The 25,694-nt window shown below is 34.7% G+C and carries 27 protein-coding genes and 2 tRNA genes; 12 read left to right on the top strand and 17 right to left on the bottom strand.

The window, feature by feature from the left end; translation table 11 throughout:
• Positions 1–64: 64 nt before the first annotated feature.
• The 9 genes from G508_RS0104075 to alaS all read right to left on the bottom strand — a co-directional run bounded on the left by G508_RS0104075 (position 65) and on the right by alaS (position 9,609).
• A complete protein-coding gene (locus tag G508_RS0104075; RefSeq protein WP_407918629.1) occupies positions 65–712 on the bottom strand; it encodes a response regulator in 648 nt (215 codons plus the stop codon).
• Positions 687–2,687, bottom strand: coding sequence for a tetratricopeptide repeat-containing sensor histidine kinase (locus G508_RS19435; protein WP_051197440.1), 2,001 nt, complete (start codon positions 2,685–2,687; stop codon positions 687–689). Before G508_RS19435 ends, G508_RS0104075 begins: the two co-directional genes overlap by 26 nt.
• A 68-nt stretch (positions 2,688–2,755) precedes the next feature.
• Entirely contained in the window at positions 2,756–3,046 is a 291-nt protein-coding gene (locus tag G508_RS0104065) for a hypothetical protein (protein WP_026704125.1), read from the bottom strand.
• Between the two features lie 85 nt (positions 3,047–3,131).
• Positions 3,132–3,653 (bottom strand): hypothetical protein, encoded by a 522-nt coding sequence (locus tag G508_RS0104060; protein ID WP_026704124.1) that lies wholly within the window; start codon positions 3,651–3,653, stop codon positions 3,132–3,134.
• 44 nt (positions 3,654–3,697) lie between these two features.
• Positions 3,698–4,666 carry a TolB-like translocation protein gene (locus G508_RS0104055; RefSeq protein ID WP_026704123.1) on the bottom strand — a complete coding sequence of 323 codons (969 nt, stop codon included), beginning with the start codon at positions 4,664–4,666 and terminating at the stop codon, positions 3,698–3,700.
• Positions 4,667–4,789: 123 nt separating this feature from the next.
• Positions 4,790–5,737 carry a GSCFA domain-containing protein gene (locus G508_RS0104050; protein WP_026704122.1) on the bottom strand — a complete coding sequence of 316 codons (948 nt, stop codon included), beginning with the start codon at positions 5,735–5,737 and terminating at the stop codon, positions 4,790–4,792.
• Positions 5,738–5,761: 24 nt separating this feature from the next.
• Positions 5,762–6,520 carry a membrane lipoprotein lipid attachment site-containing protein gene (locus tag G508_RS0104045; RefSeq protein WP_026704121.1) on the bottom strand — a complete coding sequence of 253 codons (759 nt, stop codon included), beginning with the start codon at positions 6,518–6,520 and terminating at the stop codon, positions 5,762–5,764.
• Positions 6,521–6,530: 10 nt separating this feature from the next.
• A complete protein-coding gene (locus G508_RS0104040) occupies positions 6,531–6,965 on the bottom strand; it encodes a lipocalin family protein (protein ID WP_026704120.1) in 435 nt (144 codons plus the stop codon).
• 7 nt (positions 6,966–6,972) lie between these two features.
• Complete coding sequence (gene alaS / locus G508_RS0104035; protein WP_026704119.1) at positions 6,973–9,609, bottom strand: alanine--tRNA ligase; 2,637 nt, start codon at positions 9,607–9,609, stop codon at positions 6,973–6,975.
• Positions 9,610–9,793: 184 nt separating this feature from the next.
• Between alaS and G508_RS0104030 the strand changes: the two genes are divergently transcribed.
• The 6 genes from G508_RS0104030 to G508_RS0104005 are packed head-to-tail and all read left to right on the top strand — an operon-like array spanning position 9,794 to position 13,384.
• Positions 9,794–10,771, top strand: a complete 978-nt coding sequence (locus G508_RS0104030) for a M23 family metallopeptidase (RefSeq protein ID WP_026704118.1) — start codon at positions 9,794–9,796, stop codon at positions 10,769–10,771.
• A 38-nt stretch (positions 10,772–10,809) separates the two neighbouring features.
• Entirely contained in the window at positions 10,810–11,142 is a 333-nt protein-coding gene (locus tag G508_RS0104025) for a MerR family transcriptional regulator (RefSeq protein WP_026704117.1), read from the top strand.
• Positions 11,143–11,186: 44 nt separating this feature from the next.
• On the top strand, positions 11,187–11,771 hold the full coding sequence (locus G508_RS0104020) for a LemA family protein (RefSeq protein WP_026704116.1): 585 nt from the start codon (positions 11,187–11,189) through the stop codon (positions 11,769–11,771).
• A 10-nt stretch (positions 11,772–11,781) separates the two neighbouring features.
• Positions 11,782–12,219 (top strand): TPM domain-containing protein, encoded by a 438-nt coding sequence (locus G508_RS0104015; protein ID WP_026704115.1) that lies wholly within the window; start codon positions 11,782–11,784, stop codon positions 12,217–12,219.
• Between the two features lie 18 nt (positions 12,220–12,237).
• On the top strand, positions 12,238–13,038 hold the full coding sequence (locus G508_RS0104010; RefSeq protein ID WP_245569840.1) for a TPM domain-containing protein: 801 nt from the start codon (positions 12,238–12,240) through the stop codon (positions 13,036–13,038).
• A gap of 16 nt (positions 13,039–13,054) precedes the next feature.
• Entirely contained in the window at positions 13,055–13,384 is a 330-nt protein-coding gene (locus G508_RS0104005) for a hypothetical protein (protein WP_026704113.1), read from the top strand.
• Between the two features lie 97 nt (positions 13,385–13,481).
• On the opposite strand, the gene G508_RS0104000 is transcribed toward G508_RS0104005, so the two are convergent.
• The 7 genes from G508_RS0104000 to era form a co-directional block, all read right to left on the bottom strand.
• The gene (locus G508_RS0104000) at positions 13,482–16,253 is read right to left on the bottom strand and encodes an outer membrane beta-barrel protein (RefSeq protein WP_026704112.1); all 2,772 of its coding nucleotides are present in this window, start codon (positions 16,251–16,253) and stop codon (positions 13,482–13,484) included.
• A gap of 157 nt (positions 16,254–16,410) precedes the next feature.
• Positions 16,411–17,325: a hypothetical protein gene (locus tag G508_RS0103995; RefSeq protein ID WP_026704111.1), complete on the bottom strand. Its 915-nt coding sequence runs from the start codon at positions 17,323–17,325 to the stop codon at positions 16,411–16,413.
• The gene (locus G508_RS0103990; RefSeq protein ID WP_026704110.1) at positions 17,326–18,762 is read right to left on the bottom strand and encodes an MBOAT family O-acyltransferase; all 1,437 of its coding nucleotides are present in this window, start codon (positions 18,760–18,762) and stop codon (positions 17,326–17,328) included.
• A 101-nt stretch (positions 18,763–18,863) separates the two neighbouring features.
• On the bottom strand, positions 18,864–19,340 hold the full coding sequence (locus tag G508_RS0103985) for a nucleotidyl transferase AbiEii/AbiGii toxin family protein (RefSeq protein ID WP_026704109.1): 477 nt from the start codon (positions 19,338–19,340) through the stop codon (positions 18,864–18,866).
• Positions 19,340–19,522 (bottom strand): hypothetical protein, encoded by a 183-nt coding sequence (locus G508_RS0103980; RefSeq protein WP_026704108.1) that lies wholly within the window; start codon positions 19,520–19,522, stop codon positions 19,340–19,342. Before G508_RS0103980 ends, G508_RS0103985 begins: the two co-directional genes overlap by 1 nt.
• Before the next feature lie 46 nt (positions 19,523–19,568).
• A complete protein-coding gene (der, locus tag G508_RS0103975) occupies positions 19,569–20,879 on the bottom strand; it encodes a ribosome biogenesis GTPase Der (protein WP_026704107.1) in 1,311 nt (436 codons plus the stop codon).
• Between the two features lie 323 nt (positions 20,880–21,202).
• Positions 21,203–22,084 carry a GTPase Era gene (gene era / locus G508_RS0103970; RefSeq protein ID WP_026704106.1) on the bottom strand — a complete coding sequence of 294 codons (882 nt, stop codon included), beginning with the start codon at positions 22,082–22,084 and terminating at the stop codon, positions 21,203–21,205.
• A gap of 118 nt (positions 22,085–22,202) precedes the next feature.
• Between era and G508_RS0103965 the strand changes: the two genes are divergently transcribed.
• The 4 genes from G508_RS0103965 to G508_RS0103950 all read left to right on the top strand — a co-directional run bounded on the left by G508_RS0103965 (position 22,203) and on the right by G508_RS0103950 (position 23,742).
• Positions 22,203–22,275, top strand: a tRNA-Met gene (locus tag G508_RS0103965).
• A 163-nt stretch (positions 22,276–22,438) separates the two neighbouring features.
• Positions 22,439–22,511, top strand: a tRNA-Met gene (locus G508_RS0103960).
• Between the two features lie 56 nt (positions 22,512–22,567).
• Complete coding sequence (locus G508_RS0103955; RefSeq protein ID WP_026704105.1) at positions 22,568–22,822, top strand: GIY-YIG nuclease family protein; 255 nt, start codon at positions 22,568–22,570, stop codon at positions 22,820–22,822.
• Positions 22,823–23,046: 224 nt separating this feature from the next.
• Entirely contained in the window at positions 23,047–23,742 is a 696-nt protein-coding gene (locus G508_RS0103950; RefSeq protein ID WP_026704104.1) for a pseudouridine synthase, read from the top strand.
• A gap of 104 nt (positions 23,743–23,846) precedes the next feature.
• On the opposite strand, the gene G508_RS0103945 is transcribed toward G508_RS0103950, so the two are convergent.
• Positions 23,847–24,125 (bottom strand): 4a-hydroxytetrahydrobiopterin dehydratase, encoded by a 279-nt coding sequence (locus G508_RS0103945; RefSeq protein WP_026704103.1) that lies wholly within the window; start codon positions 24,123–24,125, stop codon positions 23,847–23,849.
• Positions 24,126–24,309: 184 nt separating this feature from the next.
• Between G508_RS0103945 and G508_RS0103940 the strand changes: the two genes are divergently transcribed.
• Both G508_RS0103940 and G508_RS0103935 read left to right on the top strand, forming a co-directional pair.
• Complete coding sequence (locus tag G508_RS0103940) at positions 24,310–24,894, top strand: TetR/AcrR family transcriptional regulator (protein WP_026704102.1); 585 nt, start codon at positions 24,310–24,312, stop codon at positions 24,892–24,894.
• A gap of 50 nt (positions 24,895–24,944) precedes the next feature.
• A complete protein-coding gene (locus G508_RS0103935) occupies positions 24,945–25,688 on the top strand; it encodes an SDR family oxidoreductase (RefSeq protein WP_026704101.1) in 744 nt (247 codons plus the stop codon).
• Positions 25,689–25,694 lie beyond the last annotated feature (6 nt).

Raw genomic sequence — 25,694 nt, 5'->3', positions numbered from 1 at the left:
TATTCCAAAATTGCAATTATCTGAAAGCCTAATCAATACGGCATTTGCCCTATTTTTTTATATATTAAATAAGATTGTTGTTTTTAGCCTTTTCAACAGCCTCTAATTTGTTATGAACCTGTAGTTTTGTGTAAATATTTTCGACGTGTTTTCTAACTGTACCCAAAGAAAGAATAAGATTATCAGCGATATTATTATATTTCAGGCCTCTGCTAAGTTGTTCTAAAACTTCGATTTCTCGTTGCGTCAATTTTATTGCATCACATTCGGCTTTGGCTTCAACTATCAGAGGATTTCTAAAAAGTTTAAGGGTTTTTAAAGCTATTGATGGTGTCATGATTGCTCCACCATTTAGGGTCTCAATAATGCCCTGATGCAAATCGTTTGGGCTCACTTCTTTCAAGAGATACCCATCAGCTCCAGCTTTTATGGATTTGAAGATATTTTCATCATTGTCAAAAATTGTTAACATGATAATTTTAATATGAGGATACTTGGTTTTGATAATTTCTGTAGCTTCGATACCGTTCATTTTTGGCATCTCGATATCCATTAAAATCAAATTTATATTATGGTTCGCTTCTAACTTTTGGAGCAAATCCAAACCGTTATTTGCAGTAAATCTACAGGTCAGGTCCTCGAAAAAAGACAATTTCTCTGCTATTGCTTTTTGAAGAAAAATATTATCATCTACGATTACTATCTTGATCATCAAATGTAAGTTTATCAATTATTGCCGTTATTTTTGTTCCTTTTGAGCTCTCAGAGACAATCGAAAATTCACCGTCTATATCTTCTATTCTCTTTCGCATATTATGTAAACCATTTCCAATTTCTATATTTTCTAACTCGAAACCCATTCCGTTGTCTTGAATTTCAATTCTAATTTTGTTCTGAATGCTTTTAACTTCGATATTAATCTTAGAAGCTTTTGCATATTTCATGGCGTTATTAACCGCTTCTTGAATGGTTCTATAAACATTCATTCCAACAATTGAAGTGAGTTTCAACTGATGAAGTTCTTTATCAATTAGGAATTTAAAATCAATTTTTTCCTGTGCTTCTTTGGCCTTTTCGATAAAATTGAGAACTCTAGCGTGCAAATCTTCAAATGTTATTTCGTTGCTATTCATTGCCCAAATGGTATCTCTCAATTCTATTATTGTAGCTTTTGTGAAATTGCTAATGCTTTTTAATTTATAGTCTAATTTTTCGTTTTTGATATCAAATGCATATTCGATATTATCAACTGATGAAATTATAAAAGTAAGTTGTGCTCCAATATTATCATGTAAATCTCTAGAAATGGCTAGTCGTTGTTCTTGTAATTTATTCTGAGTTTCGATTTGTGAAATAGCCGACTTGAGTGAAAACTCCTGTTTTTGTTGTTTGTTTTTTAGATTTTGTTGTCTGTAAATTAGAAATCCTACAAGTGCTATAAAAAATGCCAAAACTGAAACCGTCGTCAAAATAAAATTTTTCTTTTTGGTTTGTATCTGGCTTTTCAAGAGTGCAGCTTTATTTTCGGCCAAAAGCTTTTCCTTCTCTGCTGTTTCAAATTTTATTTCCAAATCGGCAATGCTTTTAGCATTTTCTTCGGAGAAGGTTGTTTTGACATTCTCGATAAAAAGAGTACTGAAACGATCCCCTTCCTTGATGTTTCCAACCATATAGTGGCTTTGAGCTGTATATTGATAAAGTGAATAAATAAAACTTTTGAGGTCAGGATGCTTTTGAATTACTTCGATCCCTTTTTCGGCATATTTTAAAGCCTCATTAGGTTGCTTAATCTCATTATAAGCAGCTACCAAACCTGTATAAACACCAACATAGGTTTTAGGATTGAGGGTAACGGTCGGAGGATGATTCAAAACTTGGATATAATACGGTATGGAGGCCTTAAATTGTCCGTCCGATTGAAGTGCATTTCCGGTATTTTCAAGCAACTTATAATAATCGATCTCATTTTGAGACTCTTTTGCAACTACAAGCCCTTTTTTATAGGTTACAATTGCAGTTTTATTTTGTCCTAATGAATGATAGCAAATACCTATATTGTTTAAAGAGCTGGCTTGGTCTTTCTTTTGATTATCTCTTTTCCTTAGTTCATAGGCTTTTTTGTGGTATTCTAACGCCTTATAATTAAGATGCATCTCTTGATAAATCAAACCAATATTATTGTATAAAATCGAAAATTTAATTTGTTTTTCCTTTGGCAGAGATTCATTTATTTTTAAAGCTTTGAAAAAATAATCTAATGCTTCTTTGAATTTTCCCGTATTCCAATGAAACATTCCCAAGTTATTAACCGTTCGAACCTCGATTGTTTTAAAGTTGTTTTTTTTACTTAATTGATAAGCCTTTTGGAAAAAATATTTAGCGGAATCTGCATTTCCTTTGATGTCCATAAATATCCCCTTGATATTTACAATTTCATTATAGCCATAATGATTGTTGGATTTGATTGCTATTTTTTCGGATTTTTTTAGAAACTCATTGGCTTTTTTGGCATCATTAAAAATATAATGCCACGCCATTTTATTTAAAGCATCTATTTTTAATGAATCATTTGTAGTAGTAGCAATTAGATGTTGAATGCTATCAATTTGTTTTGGATTTTGTGCATAACCAATTTGGAGGTACAATATGGATAAAAGCAACAAAAGAGCATAATTCATTTTTTTCATAAAAACGAAAATTAATTTTTAAATATACCAAAAAGAGTATTATATATTCATTATTTTAAGAATAATTACTACAGTTTTTTTAACATATCTTTTTGTTTTAACAAATCAAGCATTTCATAGTTCAATTTAAAAATATCATTATTCAAAATTGTTCTTGCTGATTTTAAATGCTCCTCAAAATCTGCTGTTAGCTTGAGTTGATCGGATTGTATTAATCGTTTTCTTCTAATTTGGAAAATGATTTCTTCTAAAACCTCTATCTTCTCGCTAAAAATTTTCTTTTGCTTATAAAAATCTAAAATTAAATAAATAATGACGCTAACAAGCACAACAATCAGACTCATCAATACTATAATCATAATGTTTTTTTTTAGATAATTTTACTCTATTATGATAAAAAATACGGCCAAAAGACCGTATTTATTTCATGATTTGAATAGAAGCCTAGTTAATAAAGGTTCCTTTAAAGGTTCCATTTGTGATACTTTTTGTACTACAATCATCCGAGTTTGCACCTGTCATCGTGAAAGTTCCTTCAATTTTAGCAGTATTAAAAGTAGTAACCACCACAGTCGCTGTTCCTGCATCACAACTACCAGACTCCCAACTTGTATTGTTAGCTGATTCGAAATAAGATACAACCCCAGCATTTGTAGTAGCATTTACGGTGTAAGTCCCAGGACCTGTAACATCCATCAAAGCAATCGTAATAACCTTCTGCTCAGTAGCAGTAGCCGATGCCTTAGAAATTCCGGTTACTGTCACAAATGAACCATCTCTGGCAGCCGTTCCTAAAGAAACTCCTTGAATCGAAAAGGTTTCGAAATTTTGACCATCAACTTTTGCATTCACATAAGTATCCAAAGCCAAACCTGTAGCACCACCGCCATCATCTGAGCTGCAAGATGAAAGTACTAAGAATAAAGTTGTCAAAGTTGTCAAACCAATTGTTTTAAAATTTTTCATTGTTTAAATTGTTTTAGAGTATTAAAAAAGTATAATTTATTTTATTAGAAAGCATAAACATCGAATATATTCTCGTCGTTGTTTTCAAAGGGGGCTTCAACAACACCCGTTTCGATGTTGAAAACATAAGTCTTAGATTTTGTATAATCTGCTCCAGCAATTGTTATGACACCTCTTTTTCCATCCGAAGCCATTTCCAGATGAAATAGGCTCCAGCCTGTTCCAAGTCCTGAAATAAGTGGCATCGTTTCAGACGTTTTTGTTGCCATGTCAATTATTCTGGCTTTTACAGCATTCCCTTCTTTATAGGGAATAACAACAAATTTGCCATCAGCAGTAAAAACTCCGTCCTCTATTGTCTCAGCAATGCTCATGTTTTCGGCATGATACAACCCAGGCATTCCATTATCAGCATCGGCATCCAGGATTTGAGGACCAGAACTAGTATTCACAAGATAATATTCCCTGTTATCCGAAACATCAATCACATCCGAACCCCAATTCAAGTCCGTCAAACCGGTTCCGTCAGCATTCATTAGATGCAAATTCCTTGTAACATTAGGGAAATTTGTATAGGTTCCGAAAAAAATCTTGCCATCACTACAAAATTTAATCTTGCCAATATGTATTTCATTGTCAGGAATCTCATAGAGTTTCACATCTCCAGAACCATCAATATTCGCCTTTCTGATTTCTCTAATAAAAACCAAATTGGGAACGGTGCCTTCCATTTGATGATTTACATAAATAAACTGAGTTCCATCAGGACTCAAGCAAAAATCAGCAATATAACTGCTGGAATTGACAAGCTTGTTCAAAACCGTTTGCTCATTTGTTCCCATAACACTAATGGAATTCACTTTTGCAGTATCAATTGCAAAAAGTTTTAACTCGCCTGTATTTACTGGCCCTTCAGGTAGATTCGGCTCTCCCGAATCATCGCTACTACAGGACACCATGGACAAGATAATCACTGCAAAGCAAATTTTAAAAAAAGTGGTAATTGTTTTCATAAGGGTATCTTTTTGATTAAGGCAAAGTTGGACTTAATGCAAAAAGGATACAATACGAAGAAATTCGTATATTAGAAAATACTGCATCCAAATACAGTAAATGAATTTTGAGCTAGAAATATTTTAAAATCGAATGTGTGGAAACTTTTCCTCCACAGATTTTATTTTATCCTGAAGCTGGGATAAAAACTTCTGATGGTCTTTACCATTTGGATCAAAAGGCCTGTGGTTAAGCGATTTTTGAATATTCTCTATCGCATTCTTTGTAGAAAATGTTTCGGCGGAAAAGTGTGCTTCCGCAAAAAGCTTCCAGATATAATCAATCGCAGTTTGGTTAGGATGGAGCATGTCTTCTGCATAAAACCGATAATCTCGAAGGTCATCCATCATGATTTCGTAGCTAGGGAAATAGGTGGAAGTTGGAAGTTGAGAGATGGAAGAATGCAAAGCCGAAATTAAATGTGCCTTGCTGATTTGATTTTCTACAAAGCCATCTTTTATATGACGAACAGGAGAAATCGTAAAAATAAAAGTACAAGTTGGATTGATTTTTTGAATTAAACCGATTGTATTGTGAATTGCTCTCTCGATAGTTTCCAGCGAAAGTAAATCCTTATCAAATTGTTTTTGGGGTATTTTATGGCAATTGGCTACTATTTCAAAATGCTCTTTTTCGCGATACACCCATGAAGTTCCGTAGGTAATTATGAAATGAGTAGCTTCAGAAATTTGGAGATAAAACTGTTCAATTATTTGGTTTAATTTTATAATGAAAGATTCCTTATCGGAAGAACTTAATTCTGAATGGACCTCAAAACAATGCCATCTGTCATTAAAAAAGAAAATATCTTTTTCTGTAAAAAGTCGCTTCTCTACAACTCTCCTGATTATCTTTTCAATAGAAACGGGATTGAAGATAATCCCAAACGGATTGATGGTATTTTGAAACTTGAAATACTCGAATTTTTCACCAATATTCACTGCAAAGCAAGAACCCAAAGACACCAGTTTGGAATTGTAATCTATGGAATGATTACTTTTTGAAATGGGTATTTGGGTTCTGAATTGCATTAAACAATATACCTTTAACTGTCTTTAGTAGAAATAATTGACTTTAGCACTAGTACTACCAATTGTAGTTGTAACAGACGTTGGGTATCCTGCACTATTATATTCATATTGGTTTGAGCTGGTTTCAAGAACAACTTGGTTGGCATCGAGATAGATTGTACTCAGCACATTATGGTAGTTACCCGTTGGTGAAAACAACTTATCCCAACCCAAAACGTTCTTAAATACATTGTTTTGATTGTCGTATGTATAATTAGCGGTTGATGTACTACTTGTATTGATATTGGTGGTTTCGACTTTAGCAACCTCTTGATCCTCATTCAAAAAATATTTTCCTGTTGATCTAAGCTCTGTTATGCTCCCTATTTCGCCTGAATACACTAAGAAAGAAACAGTGCCATCTGGTTCATAAGTAAAGTTTCGAGTTGTCAGACTTGAATTTATAAAATATTTTGATTCTTCCTTTATAAGTCTTTCATTTTCATCATATTGATAAACAACTTCAAATTCCAACATACCATTGGTTGTTTCATAACGCTCTACTTTGGTTATTAGGTTTCCGGTATAAAAATACTTTACTTGTTGACCGTTCAAAACCTGAACCGTGTTAATTTTATTGCCGCTATAAGAATAATTAAACGTCATTCCCTCGCTACCGTCTGCTTCAACCGAGACGGCTTTTTTTACCAGAGTGAAATCCGAATTAGTTGTACCTCCATCGTCACTAGAACATGAACTTAACAAAAGTGCAATTACACTTAAAAGAAATAGTATTTTTTTCATTTTGTTGTTTTTAATTTCTTGTCATATAAATAATTCGAGTCTCAGTGCCACCCGGTATTTCTACTGTTTCTTTCAAACGAAGTTCCTCAGAAGTAATGCTCTCTATTGTATATTCATAGGAATATATCATCGGGTCAAATTCCTGATTGGAAACTGTCAAGATATTGCCACTTATACTCCATTGGGAAGAATCCGTGTCGTTGACTTCGCATTCAACATCATGACCAACAAAGTCTAAATCTCCATTGGCAAAAAACTCTTGGTAATCTTTAGATGTGACACATTCGTGATTATAATTTTCAAAAGCACCACCATTTGTAGTTCCGCCTTTTAAATACCACTTGCCAATTAAATTATTTAGATTTATAGCTTGAGAACCATTATCGTCTGAACTACAAGCTCCTAAAATTACTAATCCTATTATCGCGAAAATATATTTTTTCATGTTTTATTTATTTTATAAAATCAATCGCTTTTTCCAACGCTTTCTCGATCCCCGAAGCATCTTTTCCACCAGCTGTAGCAAAAAACGGCTGACCTCCTCCGCCTCCTTGGATGAATTTTCCTAATTCTCGCACAACTTGTCCAGCATTTAAACCTTTTTCTGCAACCAATTCTTTAGAGATATAGCAGGTTAACATCGGTTTGTTTTCTTCGGCTGTAGCCAAAACTAAGAATACATTGTTACCCAAAGCTCCTAAGTCATACGCCAAATCTTTCGCACCTTCGGCAGATAAATCAACTTGCTTGGCTAGGAATTTCACGCCATTCACTTCCTGGATTTCTTTTGCCAAATCACCTTTTAAGTTTTTTGCTTTTTCCTTTTGCAAAACTTCCAATTGTTTCTTCAACTTTGCATTTTCGTCTTGAAGAGAAAGTACGGCCTTAACTGAATCTTGAGGGTTTTTCAACGCTTCCTTGATTTCCTTCAATGTTTCTTCCTGAGAAACATAATACTCTTTTACATTCTTATTGGTAATGGCCTCAATACGACGAATTCCTGCCGCAACCGCTCCTTCCGAAACAATCTTGAATTGCCAGATGTCGGCTGTATTTTTCACATGGATTCCTCCACACAATTCCATGCTTTCACCAAATTTAATCGCACGGACATTATCTCCATATTTTTCTCCAAACAAAGCCATTGCTCCTTCTTGAACTGCTTGAGCGAATGGAATGTCTCTTCTTTCAATCAATGGCAATTGGTCTTGGATTCTTTCGTTTACAAACGTTTCCACCTGATGCAATTCTTGTTCCGTCACTTTTGCAAAATGCGAAAAATCGAAACGTAAATAATTTGGACTTACAAGCGAACCTTTTTGCTCTACATGTGTTCCTAAAATCGTTCTCAAGGCTTGGTGCAACAAGTGTGTAGCCGAGTGATTGCTTGCTGAATCTGATCTTAAATTCTTATCAACTTGAGCCATGAAGGTAGCATTTACATTTTCAGGAAGGTTTTTCGTGAAATGCAAAATCAAGTTGTTTTCTTTTTTGGTATCTAAAATTTCGATGGTTTCGTTTGCACTTGTAAGTACGCCTTTATCACCAACCTGACCTCCTCCTTCTGGATAAAATGGTGTGTGATCTAAAACAATCTGATATAGTTTTCCGTCTTTTTTAGAATCGATTTTTCTGTAACGTGTGATTTTTACTTCGTTTACCAAAAGATCGTATCCAACGAAAGTTTCGGTGTTACCTTCCACTAGAATCGTCCAGTCGTCAGTAGAAGTTTCGGATGCTGCACGTGAACGGGTTTTTTGTTCGAACATCGCTTTTTCGAAACCAGCTTCATCCAATTCCAATCCTCTTTCTCTTAAAATCAAAGCCGTCAAATCAATTGGAAAACCGAATGTATCGTATAATTCGAACGCTTTTTGACCAGAAACAATTTTTCCTTCTGTTGCTGTGATTACGTTTTCAACCAATTGCAAACCTTGGTCTAGAGTTCTCAAAAACGAAGCTTCTTCTTCACGAATTACATTCGTAACCAATTGTTGTTGCGACTTGATTTCTGGGAAAAATTCGCCCATCTGGTTGGCCAAAACTTCCACCAATTTATTAATAAAAGGCTCTTTTGTATTCAAGAATGTAAATCCGTAACGAATTGCACGACGTAAAATCCTACGGATTACATAACCCGCTCCAGTGTTCGAAGGCAATTGTCCATCAGCAATTGCAAATGCAACGGCTCGAACGTGATCCACAATCACACGGATGGCAATGTTTGTTTTGTTTAGTTCTTCTGATATGTCTTTTACTTCGTTAGAAGTATATTTGAATCCTGTTATTTCTTCTAACTTTTCGATAAGCGGTGTAAAAACATCGGTATCATAATTCGAAGTTTTTCCTTGCAAAGCCATGCACAAACGCTCAAATCCCATTCCGGTATCAACGTGTTGTGCTGGTAATTTTTCAAGAGAACCATCTGCTTTACGGTTGAACTCCATGAATACATTGTTCCAGATTTCAACCACTTGTGGATGATCGTTGTTGACCAAGCTTTTTCCTGAAACCAAAGCTTTTTCAGCTTCCGGACGTAAATCAACGTGGATTTCTGAACATGGTCCACATGGTCCTTGGTCGCCCATTTCCCAGAAATTATCTTTTTTATTTCCTAAAATGATTCGGTCTTCATCAATCAATTCTTTCCAGATGTCCCAAGCTTCTTGGTCGAACGGAACATTTTCGGCTGGATTTCCTTCGAAAACTGAAACGTATAGATTCTCTTTTGGGATTTTATACACTTCTGTCAGCAATTGCCAAGCCCAGTTGATAGCTTCTTTTTTGAAGTAATCGCCAAACGACCAGTTTCCTAGCATTTCGAACATCGTGTGATGGTAGGTATCAAAACCTACATCTTCCAAATCATTATGCTTTCCTGAAACACGAAGACATTTTTGAGTATCGGCTATTCGTGGACTTTTAGGGGTTCCGTTTCCAAGAAAATATTCCTTGAATTGTGCCATTCCTGAGTTGTTGAACATCAGGGTTGGATCGTCTTTTAGGACAATTGGAGCCGAAGGAACTATTAAGTGTCCTTTGCTTTGGAAAAAGTCTAAGAATTGCTTGCGAATGTCTTGTGATTTCATTTTTTAAATTTGATAATTTGATAATTTGGCAATTAGACAATTCGGTTTTTGTAGAACATTTGAACTATTTTCAAATTATCTAAATTTTCAAATTATCTAATCAAAATTCCCCGAACCAATGAAACATTTATTAAATTTGTTCGACCAACCTTTTTGAAGGTGCAAAAATAGCATATTTTAAAATATGAAGAAGGTAAAATATTACTACGATTCTGAAAATTTGGCCTATAGAAAAATCGTTACCAAGAAAAGGAAACGGTTTGGCTATATTGCTTTGTTTTTGCTGTCATCTGGCTTGTTTGGAGTGCTTGGATTTGTGGTTTTATTGAATACGCCTTTTTTTGAAACACCGAAGGACAGGCTTCAGGCTCGTGAGATTGAGAATTTGAAATTGAGGTATTCGATTTTGAACAAGAAAATGGACCAGATTGACGAGGTTTTGAAGAATGTAGAAGAACGAGACAATAATTTATATCGCGTTTATTTTAACACTTCGGCGATTCCTGACGAACAACGAAAGGCTGGATTTGGTGGTGTAAACCGTTATAAGGATTTGGAAGGTTATAACAATTCTGAATTGGTGACCAATACTACAAAACGTGTTGATGTGCTTTCGAAACAATTGGCAATACAATCAAAATCTTTGGATGAAATCTTGAAATTGGCGAAGGAAAAGGAGAAGCTTTTATCGGCAATTCCTGCAATCCAGCCTGTAAAAAATGAACAATTGAAGCAGATGGCTTCGGGTTTTGGATATAGGAGCGATCCATTCACGAAAGTGAGAAAATTTCATGCCGGAATGGATTTTTCTGCCAAGACTGGAACTCCCATTTATGCCACAGGTGATGGCGTTGTTGACAGGGCTGACAACACAGCTTCAGGCTATGGCAACCACATCGTAATCAGGCACGGTTTTGGATATGAGACTTTATACGGACATTTGAGCAAATATAAGGTTCGAGCCGGACAAAGAGTCAAACGTGGTGATGTGATTGGATATGTTGGAAGTACGGGACGAAGCGAAGCTCCACATTTGCATTATGAAGTGCATAAAAACGGAGAAGTCGTGAATCCGTTGAATTTTTATTACGGAAATATTTCAGCTGCAGAGTTTGTTGTTATTTCTAAATTAGCGAACCAAGAAAATCAGTCGTTGGATTAATGATTGAATAATTTAAACTTTGAACCAGAACTAGATAAATGCATATAGATTTAAACCCAGACAAGAGATATTACAGTATTGGCGAATTGGCGAAAGCCTTTGATGTAAATGCATCCCTGATTCGTTTTTGGGACAAGGAATTCGATATTCTGAAACCCAAAAAAAATGCAAAAGGCAATAGAATGTTTACTCCAGAAGATGTCAAAAACCTGCAACTGATTTATCATTTAGTCAAGGAAAGAGGCTTTACTTTGGAAGGTGCCAAAACGCATTTGAAGGAAGGACAAAAGAAAACATTGGATAAATTTGAAATCATCAGCAAGCTTGAAAGTATAAAAGTACAGTTGGTGAATATTAAAAATGAATTATAAAAAATAGAACATTAAAACAAATAAAAACTAAAACAAAAAAGAAAATGAGAAAGTGGTTAATACCTGTAGGAATTATTATTGCGGTTGTAGTAATTATCGGATTTTGGGTCGTTGGAATCAAAAACACAGCCTTGAAACATAACCAAGCGGTCGGAAAAGAATGGGGAAATGTTGAAACAGCCTACCAAAGAAGGAATGACCTGATTGGAAATTTAGTCAATACCGTAAAAGGTGCTGCTGATTTTGAAAAGACAACCTTGACAGCTGTTGTTGAAGCTCGTGCAAAAGCAACTTCAGTGACAATCGACCCAAGTAATGTTACTCCAGAACAAATGGCTCAATTCCAACAAGCACAGTCTAATGTTTCTTCTAGTTTATCTAGATTATTGGTTTCTGTTGAAGCGTATCCTCAATTGAGAGCTAATGAAAATTTCTTGAAATTACAGGATGAATTGGCAAGCACAGAAAACCAAATTTTGACAGCTAGAACAAGATTTAACGAATCAGTTCAAGTGTATAATGGATATGTTCTTTCTATTCCTAACAGTTGGTTCTTGAGTGGATATCCAGAAAAACCTTATTTCAAATCTACTGAAGGTGCCGAGAAACCAGTTGAAGTAAAATTCTAAATAAAATTAAATGTCAAAAGTTGAAGATTTTTTAACCAAAGAAGAAGAGCAAGAAATTGTTGAGGCGATTAGTAAAGCCGAAAAAAATACTTCTGGGGAAATAAGAGTTCACATTGAAAATCATACTGAAAAACCTCCGCTCGAAAGAGCTCAGGAGGTTTTTCATTTTTTAGGTATGGATGCAACCGTTCTTCGAAATGGTGTTTTATTTTACGTTGGAGTTGCAGACCATGCTTTTGCTATTATTGGCGATGAAGGAATTGATAAAGCCGTAGAAAATGACTTTTGGGATTGCACTAGAGATATTGTGATTTCTAATTTTAAGGAAAAGAAATACAAGGAAGGTTTGGTTGCTGGAATTCTAAGAGCTGGCGAAAGACTCGAACAATATTTTCCTTTTACAGAGGGAGACAAGGACGAATTATCGAATGAAATTTCAAAAGGATAAAGAATGAAATTCCAAAAAATGAAAAACACAAATTCCAAATGGAAACTTAAATACTTACTGATTGCTTTCTTGCTTCAAGTTAGTTTTGGATTTGCACAGTTTACTATCCCTAAAAAACCTAGTTTTCAAACAAGTGTATACGACTATGCAAAACTTTTAAACGCTTCTGAAAAATCTAATTTAGAAGATAAATTAATCAAATATTCCGATTCTACAACAACACAAATTGTAGTGGTTACTATTGAAAGTTTGAACGGAGAAGATGTAGGTGTGGTAGCTACGAATTGGGCACACAAATGGGGAGTTGGACAAGAAAAACAAGATAACGGTGTTTTCATTTTAGTTTCAAAAAATGACAGGAAAATGAGTATTCGTCCTGGATATGGCGTTGAAGACCGACTTGTTGCTGGAATTGCGGGAGAAATCATTCGAAATATTATCAGTCCTGAATTCAAAACCGGAAATTACTATAAAGGTTTAGACAAAGGGGCTGACGCTATTTTTGATGTTTTAAAAGGAAAATACAAAGGTGAAAGAAAAAGAAACAAATCAGATGGAAGTCCGATTCCATTTATTTTCATCATCATCTTTATCATCATTATCATCATTATTGCAAAAAATAAAGGTGGAGGAAATTCCGGAAACCGTGGCGGAGGTGGAGGATTCGATTTAGCCGATATGATCATTTTGAGTAGTCTTGGTCGAGGCGGCTTTGGTGGTGGTTCGTCTGGTGGAGGATTCTCTAGTGGAGGCGGTGGCTTCGGTGGAGGTTTTGGCGGAGGCGGATTCTCTGGCGGTGGTGCTTCTGGGGGATGGTAATTTAAACAATTAAAGCATGACAATACAAGAATTAATTCATCAGCAAATGGATCACTTTATTGGAAAATTGATCGCTAAAAATCAGATTTCTATAGAAAAAGTGATTGAAGTAGCCACACATACTGGCGCTTATCTAATTCGGACTCGACACGTTCAAAACAAAGGGATTTCTGAAGATGAAATAAAATTGGTCTTGCAAAGTTTGGCTGATTTTATGAATCGAAATTTTGAGAACCAATTCAATGAAGAAGATTTTATTATGATGAAAGATGAGACGTTTTCTCTTTTGAAAAACCCCGCATTCGATCAGGAAATTCAGGAATATTTCAAACAATTTTATCAATAAAACCACAATAGGATTAAACACAAATTGCACCAATTTTCGCTAATTATTTCGTGAAAATTGGTGCAATTCGTGTTAAAACAACTATTCTAAAAACATCCTATTCTTCCCAAGCATTCTTTTTCTTCCCAGCAAATTTTTCAATTTTATAGGTCAACGAAAACATAGCATATCGTCTCAAAACCGTGTTTTCGACATCCTGAATGGCTGTTGGCGTAATGGTCCGGGTGGCATTCACATTCTGATCCAGCAAGTCATATACTTTCACTTTTGCTAATAATTGATCCTTAAAGAAATTATACCCCAAGCTCATGTTCCACAAATAGAAATCCTTCTGGAAACCATCGGCAATATTAGAATTATAGGTATAACCAAAATCATTTCCAAATACAAAATGTTTCGGCCAATAGGATGTGGTTTCTAATTTGAGATTATGGGTAAAATTCGACGAACCGTCAAGCGAATAATTCTTAAACTTGGTATCGCTAAAATTGTAGCGATAACTTGGAGTGATAGTCAACAATTCGCCATATTCCCATGAGAATTCAACTTCAGGATTTAGCGAAAGTGCCTCAGCTTCATAGGCTTGATTATTGGTTAAACCCTTAGACAAATCATAATTTGCACTTATTCCTAAACTGTATTTAAAAGTATGACCTTCTGTTTTGAAAGATTTGTCCAAACTAAAACCTATATAACCATCATAAGTAGTTCCCGTGTTTTCAAAGGTTGTGCTTCGTTTTGCACTATCGTCAAAAACCGTTGATGAAACGATCTGATTATTGTAAATGGTTCCTCCAGAATACAAATAAAATCCTGAACGTGTGGCATAATCATAATTATTGAAACCGAAGTAAAAACCATGTCTCTTGGTGGGATCCAGATCAGGATTTCCTACAATCGTGTTCAACGGATTCGAAATATTGATCACAGGCAAAATCTGATTGGCAGTTGGCAAATTCACCGAATACCTGTAATTCATGTAAACCGATTTTGATTTCGAAAAGCGATAATTGAAATATCCATTCACTGTTGGAAAAATATAATCTTTGTTCAACTTGGTATTTTCATCCAAGTAATTCGAGAAGTTTTCAAATCGGGTAATTTCGGTTCCAAAATTAATTCTACCACTATAATTCTTTTTTCGAATATTTAAAGAAACGAATGGATTTACAATTTTGGTTGTCGAATTAATGTAATTTGAAAGGGAATCATTTTTAATCGAATATTGGTTGTTTGCTCCATCAAAATTAAAAGTTTCTGTATCATCAACCGAATTCCTCCAAGTATAACGACCTCCAACAGAAAAACTCAGTGAATCCGTTATCGGTTCAGAATATGTAATAGAAGCCGAATACTTGTCGTTTTTATCTTCATTGTTTTCAATCAAATTTCGGCTAATAGTTTCATTTACAGATTCCTTATATAAAACTGTAGACGAAATATCCTGATTATCCGATTGATTATTAGAGTTATCATTATTAAAATTAAACGAAAGACTTCTCCCCTTCTTTTTCATTCTCCTGAAAAAATATAAATCATTCTGAAAAGACATATTATCGGAAGTATTATTTGTATAACTGTTACTTTCGTTTAAAGCTTCGCCAAATTCATCCACTGAATTTTGAGCTCTGGTTGCCGTAAATCTAGAATTGTTTTTTCTTAGATTTGGACGAACACTTAAGGTTGTCAGTGAGTCTAATTTCGCTTCAAATTCGACATTTACATTATGACCATTACTAACATTTCTTGTAGAACCCATTGATTCTGTTGTGAATTTATTTTCTGGCAAAAGATTCTCAATTTTACTTCTTGTATCATTTTCAGTTTCGGCGGAATTGTAAAAATAACTCGCACTCGGATCGATATTCTTGCCTATTTTATCCGAATAATTCAACCCAATCATATTAGACTGTGTGATACCGTTTCCGCCACCAAATTGTTGACCGTCGATATTAAAACTTCCATCACTACTGGAATACATGTTTCGACCACCACCCATTGAGTCAAAAACTTCATCCATCGAAAATCCTACTGAATTGATATTATTTGAAGATCCTAAAAAGCTAAACTTTTGGTCATTCTTGAAATAATTAATCAATCCGCTGGATTCATAACGATCATCGGTTCCCAAACCTCCGCTGAATTTCCCAAACAAGCCTTTGTTTTTGTCTTCTTGAATCGTCAAATTAATCGTTTTTTCTTCAGAACTTGCAGCTTGTCCCGCCAGTTCCTCTTCTTTGGTTTTAGTATCCGAAACTTGTACTTTTTCGATAATATCAGCGGGTAAATTTTGAGTGGCTACTTTGCCATCTTTACCGAAAAAAGGTTTTCCGTTAACCAAGATATTATTGACTTCTTTTCCGTTTACCGTGATTTTTCCGTCAGAAGAGACCTCAACACCAGGCAATTGTTTCAGCAGGGCTTCGACATTTGAATCTGGACGGACTTTAAAAGACGAAGCATTGAATTCCAAAGTATCTTGCTTGATTCTAACAGGTGGAGCTTGGCCCGTCACCACAACTTCATTCAAACTATTGGGTTGATCTTTAATATTTAAAACCCCGAAATCCTTATTCACAGACAATTCGGTAATTTCTTGAGTATAATCCTCAAAACCCATAAAGGAAACTTTCAAAAAAACAGGCTTTGTAATTTTTCTAGTCGATAACGAAAAATTTCCGTTCTTGTCAGAAATCGTATAATCGATAATGGTCGAATCCTGAGCTGAAGTAAGATAAACAGTTGCCGATTCCAAAGGAAGTTTCGAAGTATCTTCGATGATTTTTCCCTTAATCGTAATGGTGCTTTGTCCGAAAGATGAAAAACTGACCACTAAAAGCAAGAGCAAGGTCGAATAAGTTTTGTGCATGAATGTTTTGTTTTTTGTTTTTGTTCCAATACTAACTGCGAATTAAGTGATTTAGTATTAAATGAAATAATTTCTTACACAAAATTTAACAGAATTACATTTATGTCAAATTTTTGATACCGAAAACCTACATTTGATAATTGCTGTAAAAGAAATATTATTTACAAAAGGTATTTACAATTTTAGAACACTTTTCAGCTCCTATTTCGTTTAAATGATCCGCATCGAAGAAATCTTCATCCACAAAACGACGGTCATCAAAAAGGTTTAGGTAATAGACATTATCAAGATTAGAAGTTTCTAGCTCTTTACATGTGTCAAATATAAGTTGCAATTTCTCTTTATTTAAATTTTCAGAATAAGCTTTAGAAACTGGCATCGAAACAATCAAAACTTCAATATTTCGTTTTTTGCATTCTTGAATGAGATAGTTAATTCTTTTTTTATTTAGCGTAAAGTCTATAGAACCATCTTCATGGGCCGCTACTCGTTCTTTTGCCACAATATCAGGAGAAATTCTTCTTTCTTTTTTATAATCATTTCCCCAACCTTTTGCATCACAATTTAGTATGGTTCCCTTTTTATAATATTTTGACATCAAATCCAAGGAAGCTCCCAAACTTCTAGTCAAGGCCAAACTATATTTTTTTGGGTCATAATCTGATACAATTGGCACATCCAGGTCCATGAATCTTTCATAATAATATTTCCTAAAAACATCCTCCTGTGTATTATCTTTCTGACTCAAATTGGTATACTCAACACAAAAAACCACTTGTTTGAGTTTAGGCAAACGGTCTATATATTTTTCCAAAAGCAGTTTGTCAAAATAAATAGTCTGGCTGATTCCTGAAAGATTGAAGGTGTTTTTTGAAAAAAATTTAGGGTTTAATCCATACAAACAATGAGAACTCCCAAAAAGCAAAACCTCGATTTCATTGATATTTTTGTTAATGTTTTCATGTTTCGAGGTATAATTATTAGGAACCGTTTGGTAAAAATACTCCACAAAGACCCAAGCCAAAAAGATGGGAATTAAAAAAATAAAAATCTTTTGAATGCTGTTTTTCATTTAGAATTGGAAATAAATAAATTGGCGTTCATTTTCACTGAAATAAAAAATGGCAAATACAATCAAATAATAGAACGTCCATCTAATAAATCTAGGTTGATCTTGAAACATTTTAGCAATGGCATATTCATCTCTTCTTCCGAACCATTCAATAATTATAAAAACAAAAATCAACATAACGGTCGTTTTTGGATGGATTTCTGGCTTTAAAAACAATGATTTCGTAAAAATATTTGATATAAACGAAAAAGCATCCTGAAGACTATTTGAACGGAAAAAGATCCAAGCAAAAGTTGTAAGTCCAAAAGTAAATAGCATCTGTAGAGATTCTTTCATAGAAGGGAAAAAACTTTTAGCTGCTACAATTTCAATATTATTTCGATTCCTATTCAATAGCAAAAGGGGCAAAAAGTAAATTGCATTAATAAGTCCCCAAAAAACAAATGTCCAATTAGCACCATGCCAAAATCCACTCAAAAGAAAAATTATAAATATATTTTTAACCTGTTTTAGCATTGTTCCCCTTGAACCTCCTAACGGAATATAGACATAATCTTTAAACCACGAAGAAAGTGAAATATGCCAACGTCGCCAAAACTCGGCAATATCTCTTGAAAAATAAGGAAAAGCAAAGTTTTTAAGTAGATCAATCCCAAAAAGCCGGGCTGAACCTAATGCAATGTCCGAATATCCCGAGAAGTCTCCATAAATTTGAAACGCAAATAGAATCGCTACTAAGACTAAGGTACTTCCTGAATAATCATCAGAATTATCAAAAACCACATTTACATATCTTGCACAATTATCAGCAATAACAACTTTTTTAAAAAGCCCCCATAAAATTTGCTTCAAACCATCTCTAAAACAAACATCAGAAAAAAATCTTTTTTTCTTAATCTGTGGCAATAAGTGAGTTGCTCTTTCAATGGGTCCCGCTACTAAAAGCGGAAAGAAACTTACAAAAACACCATAATCTATAAAATATTTTTCAGGTTTTATCCTTTCCTTGTAAACATCGATAATATAAGACAAACCATGAAAAGTATAGAACGAAATTCCAACAGGAAGAATTATATTTAGCGTCCACAAGCTATTTTCTACACCGAAAGAGGAAAGCCCTTCGGAAAACGATTCAATAAAAAAATTATAATATTTAAAAACGCTAAGAAAACCTAAATTGATGCAGATACTCAACCAAAGCCAAAACTTCTTTAGCTTGACATTGGATGTATCATCAATTTTAATTGCTGTAAAATAATCCAATCCAGTAGAAAAAATCAACAAAAACAAAAACCGATAATCCCAACAGGCATAAAAAAAGTAGCTTGACAAAAGCAACAATAGGTTTTGAAGCTTTAGGTTTTTTGAAGTGACAAACCAATACAGCACCAAAACAACTGGCAGAAAAATCGCAAAACTAACTGTATTGAATAGCATTCTTGTTTTTTAGAACGATAAAAATAGTAAAATATAAGTGTTTAGAAGAATTGGTATCTGATTTAAATAAAAAACCCGAAACTTTCGCTTCGGCTTTAGAACTATTTTTTATTAATTTCTCTTAGTTGCTGGATATCAAGTAAATCTTTCGGTCGGCTGGCTTTGACTTTACTAGTGATTAAATCTTCTAGCGAAAGTACATTCCAGCTTAAAAAGTCATTGTTTTTTACAGTAACTTTTTCACTATCATTATAAGCTTCATCAAATGATTTATTGACAGAAAAATTGGTGATTAATTCTAAATCCAAATCCAATGGCGAAAACTTTATCGAAATATTTTGCTGTTGATTCTTAACCGTTTCTGGAAAATCGAGTATCTCATATCCCATCTCATTAAAAACTGCCACAAGTTTTCTAAAATTTTCATCTGTAGTTTCAATCCAAAAATCTACATCTGCAGAATGTCGTTGATAACCATGAAAATTAACAGCTCCACCACCAACCATCAACATCCTAACCTTATGCTTATTGGCTAATCTTACAAAGCTTTCAATGTTTTCTTCCCAGGGTTGAGACATTACTTTGACTTTATAGTGATTACAAAATTTCCTGATTTTGATGGTTCTTCCTTCATTGGAAACTGTTTCATCTGATACATCAATCTCAAAAAACTATAAATACGTTCACCCTTGGAAAGTTTCAAAAAATCTTCCAATTGTGTCTTATTGCTTTCGTCTTTAGTTTGAAATTGAATTTTCATAATCAAAATATTTCCTACTCAAATTTAAATCAAAATTTCCGAAAATCTATTTCTCCCTAATATAAATATCTATAGGAACTCCAGAAAAATCCCAATTCTCACGAATTTTATTTTCCAAGAAACGCTTGTAAGGCTCTTTCACATACTGTGGCAAATTCGCAAAAAACACAAACTGTGGCGTTGCGGTTGGCAATTGCATACAATATTTAATCTTCACATATTTCCCTTTCAAAGCTGGTGGCGGATAACCCTCTATTACTTTCAACATATAATCGTTGAATTTTGAAGTGGGTATTCTTAGTTTTCTCGCCTCATATACTTGAACCGTAGCTTCCAAAGCTTTCAACAAACGTTGCTTTGTCAAAGCCGATACGAAAAGAATAGGCACATCCGTAAATGGCATCAATTCTTCCCTGATTTTAGCTTCATAATCACGCGTTGACATCGTGTCTTTCTCCACCAAATCCCATTTGTTTACCAAAATTACAACCCCTTTCCTGTTTTTCTCGGCTAACCAAAATATACTTTGGTCCTGCCCTTCAAATCCACGAGTTGCATCTATAATCAAGATACAAACATCGGCATGTTCAATCGCACGAACCGATCGCATCACCGAATAAAACTCCAAATCTTCCTTCACTTTGGCTTTTCTACGAATTCCCGCAGTATCCACCAAGTTAAATTCAAATCCAAAACGATCAAATTTGGTATCAATCGCATCACGAGTTGTTCCAGCGATATCTGTCACCATAAAACGTTCCTTACCAATCAAGGCATTGATAAAGCTTGATTTTCCAGCATTCGGACGACCTACAACTGCAAAACGAGGCAATTCTATTTCTTCCTGAGTCGGCTGTGGTTTCTCTGGAAAAGCATCAATCAATGCATCCATCAAATCCCCAGTTCCACTTCCAGAAATACTTGCAAACGTATAATATTCCCCTAATCCTAGATTATAAAACTCTATAGCATCTTTTTCACGCATCGCATTATCCACCTTGTTCACGGCCAACAAAACCGGTTTGGTAACCTTACGCAATAACTTCGCAACCGTATCATCCATTGGCGTGATACCTTCCTCAACATCCACCACAAAAATGATTACATCGGCCTCATCGATAGCAAGCTCCACCTGTTTCCTGATTTCTGCTTCAAAAACATCTTCAGAACCTCGGATATAACCACCTGTGTCAATCACCGAAAACTCCTTCCCGTTCCATTCACTTTTTCCATAATTCCTGTCACGGGTCACACCCGAAACCGAGTCAACAATAGCTTCTCTTCTCTTAATCAATCGGTTAAACAACGTCGATTTCCCTACGTTTGGTCTTCCTACAATGGCAACAATGTTATTCATTTTATTTATTTTAGAATGTAGATTTTAGATTTTAGATTCTAAAAACAGCATCTTATATTTTTTGCAAAGGTACTCTTTTTACTTCACAGTTCACAGCAACCCTTTGACGTGATTATTTCTTATGTTTTCTAGGAGCGAAACTAAAGGCATTTGTTCAATCCATATTCCCGCCTTCCTTCCAAATCTTTTTTGTTTTTAAAGGAAAAACAAAAAAGGATTTTCCCTCCATTCGGGGCTATCCCGAAGTTTCGGGAGAAAAACTTTAGGCTTCTATTAATCTTTCCGACAAACTGATCACTAGTAACTGAATACTGACCACTCACCTACTGATTATACCCAAATCGCTTCAACATATTCGCATTACTTCTCCAGTTCTTGTTCACCTTCACATACATTTCAATGTGAATCTGTTTCCCGAAGAATTTTTCCAAATCAGCTCTGGCTTCAACACCAACTTTTTTCAAAGCCGCACCTTTATGTCCGATGATGATTCCTTTTTGTGTATCGCGTTCCACCATAATTAGCGAACGGATTCTGATGATGTTTTCATCCTCCAAAAATTCCTCCGTTTCAATTTCAACGGCATACGGAATCTCCTTGCTGTAGTTCAAAAGGATTTTCTCACGAATCGTTTCATTCACAAAAAAACGTTCTGGCTTGTCCGTCAAAGTATCTTTCGGATAATAAGCTGGCGATTCCGGAAGCAAGTCTATGATTCTGGTAAAAACTTCCTTTACATTAAAATTCTGCAAAGCCGAAATCGCAAAAATTTCAGCATTCGGCACTTTCTCCGTCCAAAACGCAACCTGCTCTTCCAATTGTTCCTGATTCGAATTGTCAATCTTGTTCAACAAGAGCAAAACCGGAATCTTAGCATGGATAATTTTATTAAAGAAAGCTTCATCTTTCAATGCCTGCTCTCCAATTTCCACCATATAAATCAGGATATCAGCATCTTCAAAAGCGGATTTCACAAAATTCATCATCGATTCCTGCATTTCATAAGCCGGCTTGATGATTCCTGGCGTATCCGAAAGGATTACCTGAAAATCGTCTCCGTTTACAATCCCTAAAATTCTATGACGTGTTGTTTGTGCTTTTGAAGTAATAATGGACAATCTTTCCCCGACGAAAGCATTCATCAAGGTCGATTTTCCAACATTTGGATTACCGATAATATTTACAAAACCTGCTTTGTGTGACATTTATTCTTTATTTATATTTTGCAAAGGTAGTCATATCAGCCGAATACAGGAAATAAAACATTTTTCATCAAAATGCTTGTTTTTCAAGATAATCGTTGTAAATTTGCACTCGAAACATCGCGGGATAGAGCAGTAGGTAGCTCGTCGGGCTCATAACCCGAAGGTCATTGGTTCGAGTCCAATTCCCGCTACTAAGTTTTACTGATTCAATTGGTAAACAAAAAACATATTGAGAATACAAACGCACATCGCGGGATAGAGCAGTAGGTAGCTCCTTGGGCTCATATCCGCCGCGGCGGACACAGGTTCTAATCCAATTCTCAAAACAAAACATATTGAAACACAAACGCACATCGCGGGATAGAGCAGTAGGTAGCTCGTCGGGCTCATAACCCGAAGGTCATTGGTTCGAGTCCAATTCCCGCTACAAAGGAAAAGCTTCATAGAAATATGAGGCTTTTTTGTTTTTAAAACAATTTTGAAATGGAAAATGAATTTGTAGTCTACATTTTATATTCTGAAAAACACAATACGACCTATGTAGGTTTCACCTATGATTTAATTTCAAGATTTAAATCTCATAATGAACTTGCAACTAAAGGGCATACTATCAAATTTCGACCTTGGAAAGTAATTCATATAACATTTTTTAATTCAAAAACTGAAGCAATGCAATATGAAAAATATTTAAAAACTGGAGTTGGACGAGAATTTATCAAAAAAATTCCAAAATCATAATCGGAGGGCTCTTATCCGCCACGGCGGACTACAAAGAAAAAGCTTCATAGAAATATGAGGTTTTTTGTTTTATATTACTTTTAAAAAACTTCATTCCTCATTGTTGGGTTTGCAAATTTTGGAGACATTCGCACAGCATTGAAGCAATTGGAAGACTTCAGAGAGGCATAGAAATAAAAAAATATAAAAGTGATTTTAATAGAAATCTCCTCTACTTTTGCCAAATGTTAGAAATCCTATACCAAGACGAATATATTATAGCAATTAACAAACCAAGTGGATTGTTGGTTCACAAATCATTTTATGCACGCGATGCAAAAGTGTATGCTATTCAAGAATTGAGAAATCAAATAGGTCGCCATGTTTACCCCATTCATCGGTTAGACCGAAAAACATCTGGTGTATTGTTATTTGCTTTGGATAAAGAGGTTTTAAAAATTATGAATGATCGTTTTGCCACACGTGAAGTCGAAAAAAAATATTTAGCCATTTTACGTGGTTGGTCACCCGAAGAACAAACCATTGATTATGATTTAACCAATGATGATAACATTATACAAAATGCAATAACCTACTTTCACCGTTTGCAAAATGCCGAAGTGGAACTTGAATTTAACAACAAACCAACGTCACGATATTGTTTGGTAGAAGCGATTCCCGAAACTGGACGTATGCATCAATTACGAAAACATTTCAAACATATCGTTCATCCCATTTTAGGAAGTCGTCCACATGGTTGTAATAAACAAAATAAATTATGGTTGGAAAATTACGACCTGAAAGGAATGATGCTTCATGCACATCAGTTGATTTTTAATCATCCAATAAAAAATGAACAATTAATCCTGAATGCAAAGATTAATGAAGAGTTTAGCAGAGTAGGCACTATTCTTAATTTAGATTTGAGCAAGTATAAATAGAATAATAATTTTCAAATTACTACAATAGTCGTGAAAAAACTTGTTAGCTATTTGAATCCTTACCGCTACAAATAAAACCATTAACAAACCTTAGTTATTCCTATTCAAAATACATCATCAATTTTTCGCGCCAATTCAAAATCTTTATCCGTCAAGCCTCCGGCATCGTGTGTGGTCAATCTGATATGCACTTTATTATAAACATTGGACCATTCGGGATGGTGATTTACCTTTTCCGCCGACAGCGCCACCCTTGTCATAAACCCGAAGGCTTTCACAAAATCCCTGAATTCAAACTCCTTTTCAATCCCGTCGTTTCGGAAGGACCATCCTTTTATCTTTGACAATTCATTTTTTGCCTGTTTTGAAGTATATGTTTCCATTTTTTTATTCTAAATGTAGTACATTTTCTAATGGATAGCAACCATAGATTACTATTGTCGCTCCTAAAAATATATATCCAGTAAACATCTTTAAAAAAATAATTCAAAAATAAACCTTAAAACATTTGGCAAATAATACCGATTGGTATAATTTTGCAGTATCATCTTAGATTATTTAATTATTATGAATAAGGCCGAGAAAACCAAATCGTTTATTATCGAGAAAACCGCAACCCTTTTTAACACAAAAGGTTTCGCAGGAACTTCATTGAACGACATCACAGAAGCAACTGGCCTTACAAAAGGAAGTGTTTATGGTAATTTCAAAAATAAGGACGAAGTAGCTCTTGCCGTTTTTGAATACAATACTAAGAAGATGCAATCCTTGTTTAATTCCGAAGTTGACAAGAAAAAAAGCTACAAGGAAAAACTTCTTGTTTACCCTGAGCTTTATAAAAACTCCTTTACTAGATTATTTGCAACAGGCGGTTGCCCTATTTTAAATACCGCAATCGAGTCGGATGATACACATCCACAATTAAAAGAAGTTACAAAGAACGCTTTTATGTATTGGAAAGACAGCATTGTTTATCTTATCGAAAAAGGAATTGAACAGCAGGAATTTAAACCAGAAACAAATCCAGAAGAAGCAGCATTGACTATTCTTGCTATGATTGAAGGAGCCGTGATGATTACCAAATTAACCGGTAAATTGAATTATCTGACACTATTAATGGATTCATTGAAAACACAAATTAATACATACTAATTTTTTTTAATTAAAAATATACCGATTGGTATATTAAAATAACTTTAAATATGAAAACAAGTAAAAACACAATTTTGGTTACAGGTGGCGGTTCAGGAATAGGTTTTGAAATCGCTAAATTATTTTCGCAAGCTGATAATCATGTTATTATCACCGGCAGGAATGAAGAGAAGCTTAAACAAGCGGCCTCGAAACTTGAAAACGTTTCGACCATTACCTGCGACATTACTAACGAGCAGGATGTAGAAAAATTAGTTAAAAATATTTCAACAGATTTTCCGAATTTGAATATTTTGATCAACAATGCAGGAAGTGCTTCCTATTTTAATCTTTTGGCACCAAACGTAAATGCATTCGAAAAGGCTTCCGACGAGATGAATACAAATTTTCTCTCGGTTGTAAGGCTTACGGAAAAATTATTGCCTATCCTAAATAGCCAAGAAAGTGCTGCAATTGTAAATGTTTCGTCTATTGTTGCATTCGTTCCTACACTTAGATTGGCAACCTATTCCGCAAGCAAGGCTGCTTTGCATTCTTACACACAAACATTAAGAATTGCATTAGAAAATGAATCAAACATAAAAGTATTCGAAGTAATGCCTCCTCTTGTAAACACTGATTTTTCAAAAGAAATTGGTGGCGAAAATGGAATTTCACCAACACAAGTTGCCAATGATCTTTTCAGTGCCTTGGAAGAAAACAGATACGAGATTCACGTAGGCCAAACGTCTGCAATTTATGACTTGTTTCATTCTTCTCCAGCCGATGCTTTAATTGCTATGAATGCTAATTGATTTATA

Source organism: Flavobacterium soli DSM 19725 (assembly GCF_000422705.1).
Classification (GTDB): domain Bacteria; phylum Bacteroidota; class Bacteroidia; order Flavobacteriales; family Flavobacteriaceae; genus Flavobacterium; species Flavobacterium soli.
Note: the sequence above shows the minus strand (reverse complement) of the source record. Positions and strands in the feature narration are given on the sequence as shown.

Excerpts from the sequence above, each read along its gene's own strand:
- G508_RS0104005 (WP_026704113.1), top strand. The coding sequence starts at position 13,055 with ATGACAATACAAGAATTAATTCATCAGCAAATGGATCACTTTATTGGA.
- G508_RS0103935 (WP_026704101.1), top strand. The coding sequence starts at position 24,945 with ATGAAAACAAGTAAAAACACAATTTTGGTTACAGGTGGCGGTTCAGGA.
- G508_RS19435 (WP_051197440.1), bottom strand. The coding sequence starts at position 2,687 with ATGAAAAAAATGAATTATGCTCTTTTGTTGCTTTTATCCATATTGTAC.
- G508_RS0104025 (WP_026704117.1), top strand. The coding sequence starts at position 10,810 with ATGCATATAGATTTAAACCCAGACAAGAGATATTACAGTATTGGCGAA.
- G508_RS0104055 (WP_026704123.1), bottom strand. The coding sequence starts at position 4,666 with ATGAAAACAATTACCACTTTTTTTAAAATTTGCTTTGCAGTGATTATC.
- G508_RS0103990 (WP_026704110.1), bottom strand. The coding sequence starts at position 18,762 with ATGCTATTCAATACAGTTAGTTTTGCGATTTTTCTGCCAGTTGTTTTG.
- G508_RS0104015 (WP_026704115.1), top strand. The coding sequence starts at position 11,782 with ATGTCAAAAGTTGAAGATTTTTTAACCAAAGAAGAAGAGCAAGAAATT.
- G508_RS0103945 (WP_026704103.1), bottom strand. The coding sequence starts at position 24,125 with ATGGAAACATATACTTCAAAACAGGCAAAAAATGAATTGTCAAAGATA.
- G508_RS0103940 (WP_026704102.1), top strand. The coding sequence starts at position 24,310 with ATGAATAAGGCCGAGAAAACCAAATCGTTTATTATCGAGAAAACCGCA.
- G508_RS0104045 (WP_026704121.1), bottom strand. The coding sequence starts at position 6,520 with ATGAAAAAAATACTATTTCTTTTAAGTGTAATTGCACTTTTGTTAAGT.
- G508_RS0103950 (WP_026704104.1), top strand. The coding sequence starts at position 23,047 with ATGTTAGAAATCCTATACCAAGACGAATATATTATAGCAATTAACAAA.
- alaS (WP_026704119.1), bottom strand. The coding sequence starts at position 9,609 with ATGAAATCACAAGACATTCGCAAGCAATTCTTAGACTTTTTCCAAAGC.
- G508_RS0103955 (WP_026704105.1), top strand. The coding sequence starts at position 22,568 with ATGGAAAATGAATTTGTAGTCTACATTTTATATTCTGAAAAACACAAT.
- G508_RS0103980 (WP_026704108.1), bottom strand. The coding sequence starts at position 19,522 with ATGAAAATTCAATTTCAAACTAAAGACGAAAGCAATAAGACACAATTG.
- G508_RS0104060 (WP_026704124.1), bottom strand. The coding sequence starts at position 3,653 with ATGAAAAATTTTAAAACAATTGGTTTGACAACTTTGACAACTTTATTC.
- G508_RS0104030 (WP_026704118.1), top strand. The coding sequence starts at position 9,794 with ATGAAGAAGGTAAAATATTACTACGATTCTGAAAATTTGGCCTATAGA.
- G508_RS0103995 (WP_026704111.1), bottom strand. The coding sequence starts at position 17,325 with ATGAAAAACAGCATTCAAAAGATTTTTATTTTTTTAATTCCCATCTTT.
- G508_RS0104000 (WP_026704112.1), bottom strand. The coding sequence starts at position 16,253 with ATGCACAAAACTTATTCGACCTTGCTCTTGCTTTTAGTGGTCAGTTTT.
- era (WP_026704106.1), bottom strand. The coding sequence starts at position 22,084 with ATGTCACACAAAGCAGGTTTTGTAAATATTATCGGTAATCCAAATGTT.
- G508_RS0104010 (WP_245569840.1), top strand. The coding sequence starts at position 12,238 with ATGAAAAACACAAATTCCAAATGGAAACTTAAATACTTACTGATTGCT.
- G508_RS0104050 (WP_026704122.1), bottom strand. The coding sequence starts at position 5,737 with ATGCAATTCAGAACCCAAATACCCATTTCAAAAAGTAATCATTCCATA.
- G508_RS0104040 (WP_026704120.1), bottom strand. The coding sequence starts at position 6,965 with ATGAAAAAATATATTTTCGCGATAATAGGATTAGTAATTTTAGGAGCT.
- G508_RS0103985 (WP_026704109.1), bottom strand. The coding sequence starts at position 19,340 with ATGTCTCAACCCTGGGAAGAAAACATTGAAAGCTTTGTAAGATTAGCC.
- der (WP_026704107.1), bottom strand. The coding sequence starts at position 20,879 with ATGAATAACATTGTTGCCATTGTAGGAAGACCAAACGTAGGGAAATCG.
- G508_RS0104075 (WP_407918629.1), bottom strand. The coding sequence starts at position 712 with ATGATCAAGATAGTAATCGTAGATGATAATATTTTTCTTCAAAAAGCA.
- G508_RS0104065 (WP_026704125.1), bottom strand. The coding sequence starts at position 3,046 with ATGATTATAGTATTGATGAGTCTGATTGTTGTGCTTGTTAGCGTCATT.
- G508_RS0104020 (WP_026704116.1), top strand. The coding sequence starts at position 11,187 with ATGAGAAAGTGGTTAATACCTGTAGGAATTATTATTGCGGTTGTAGTA.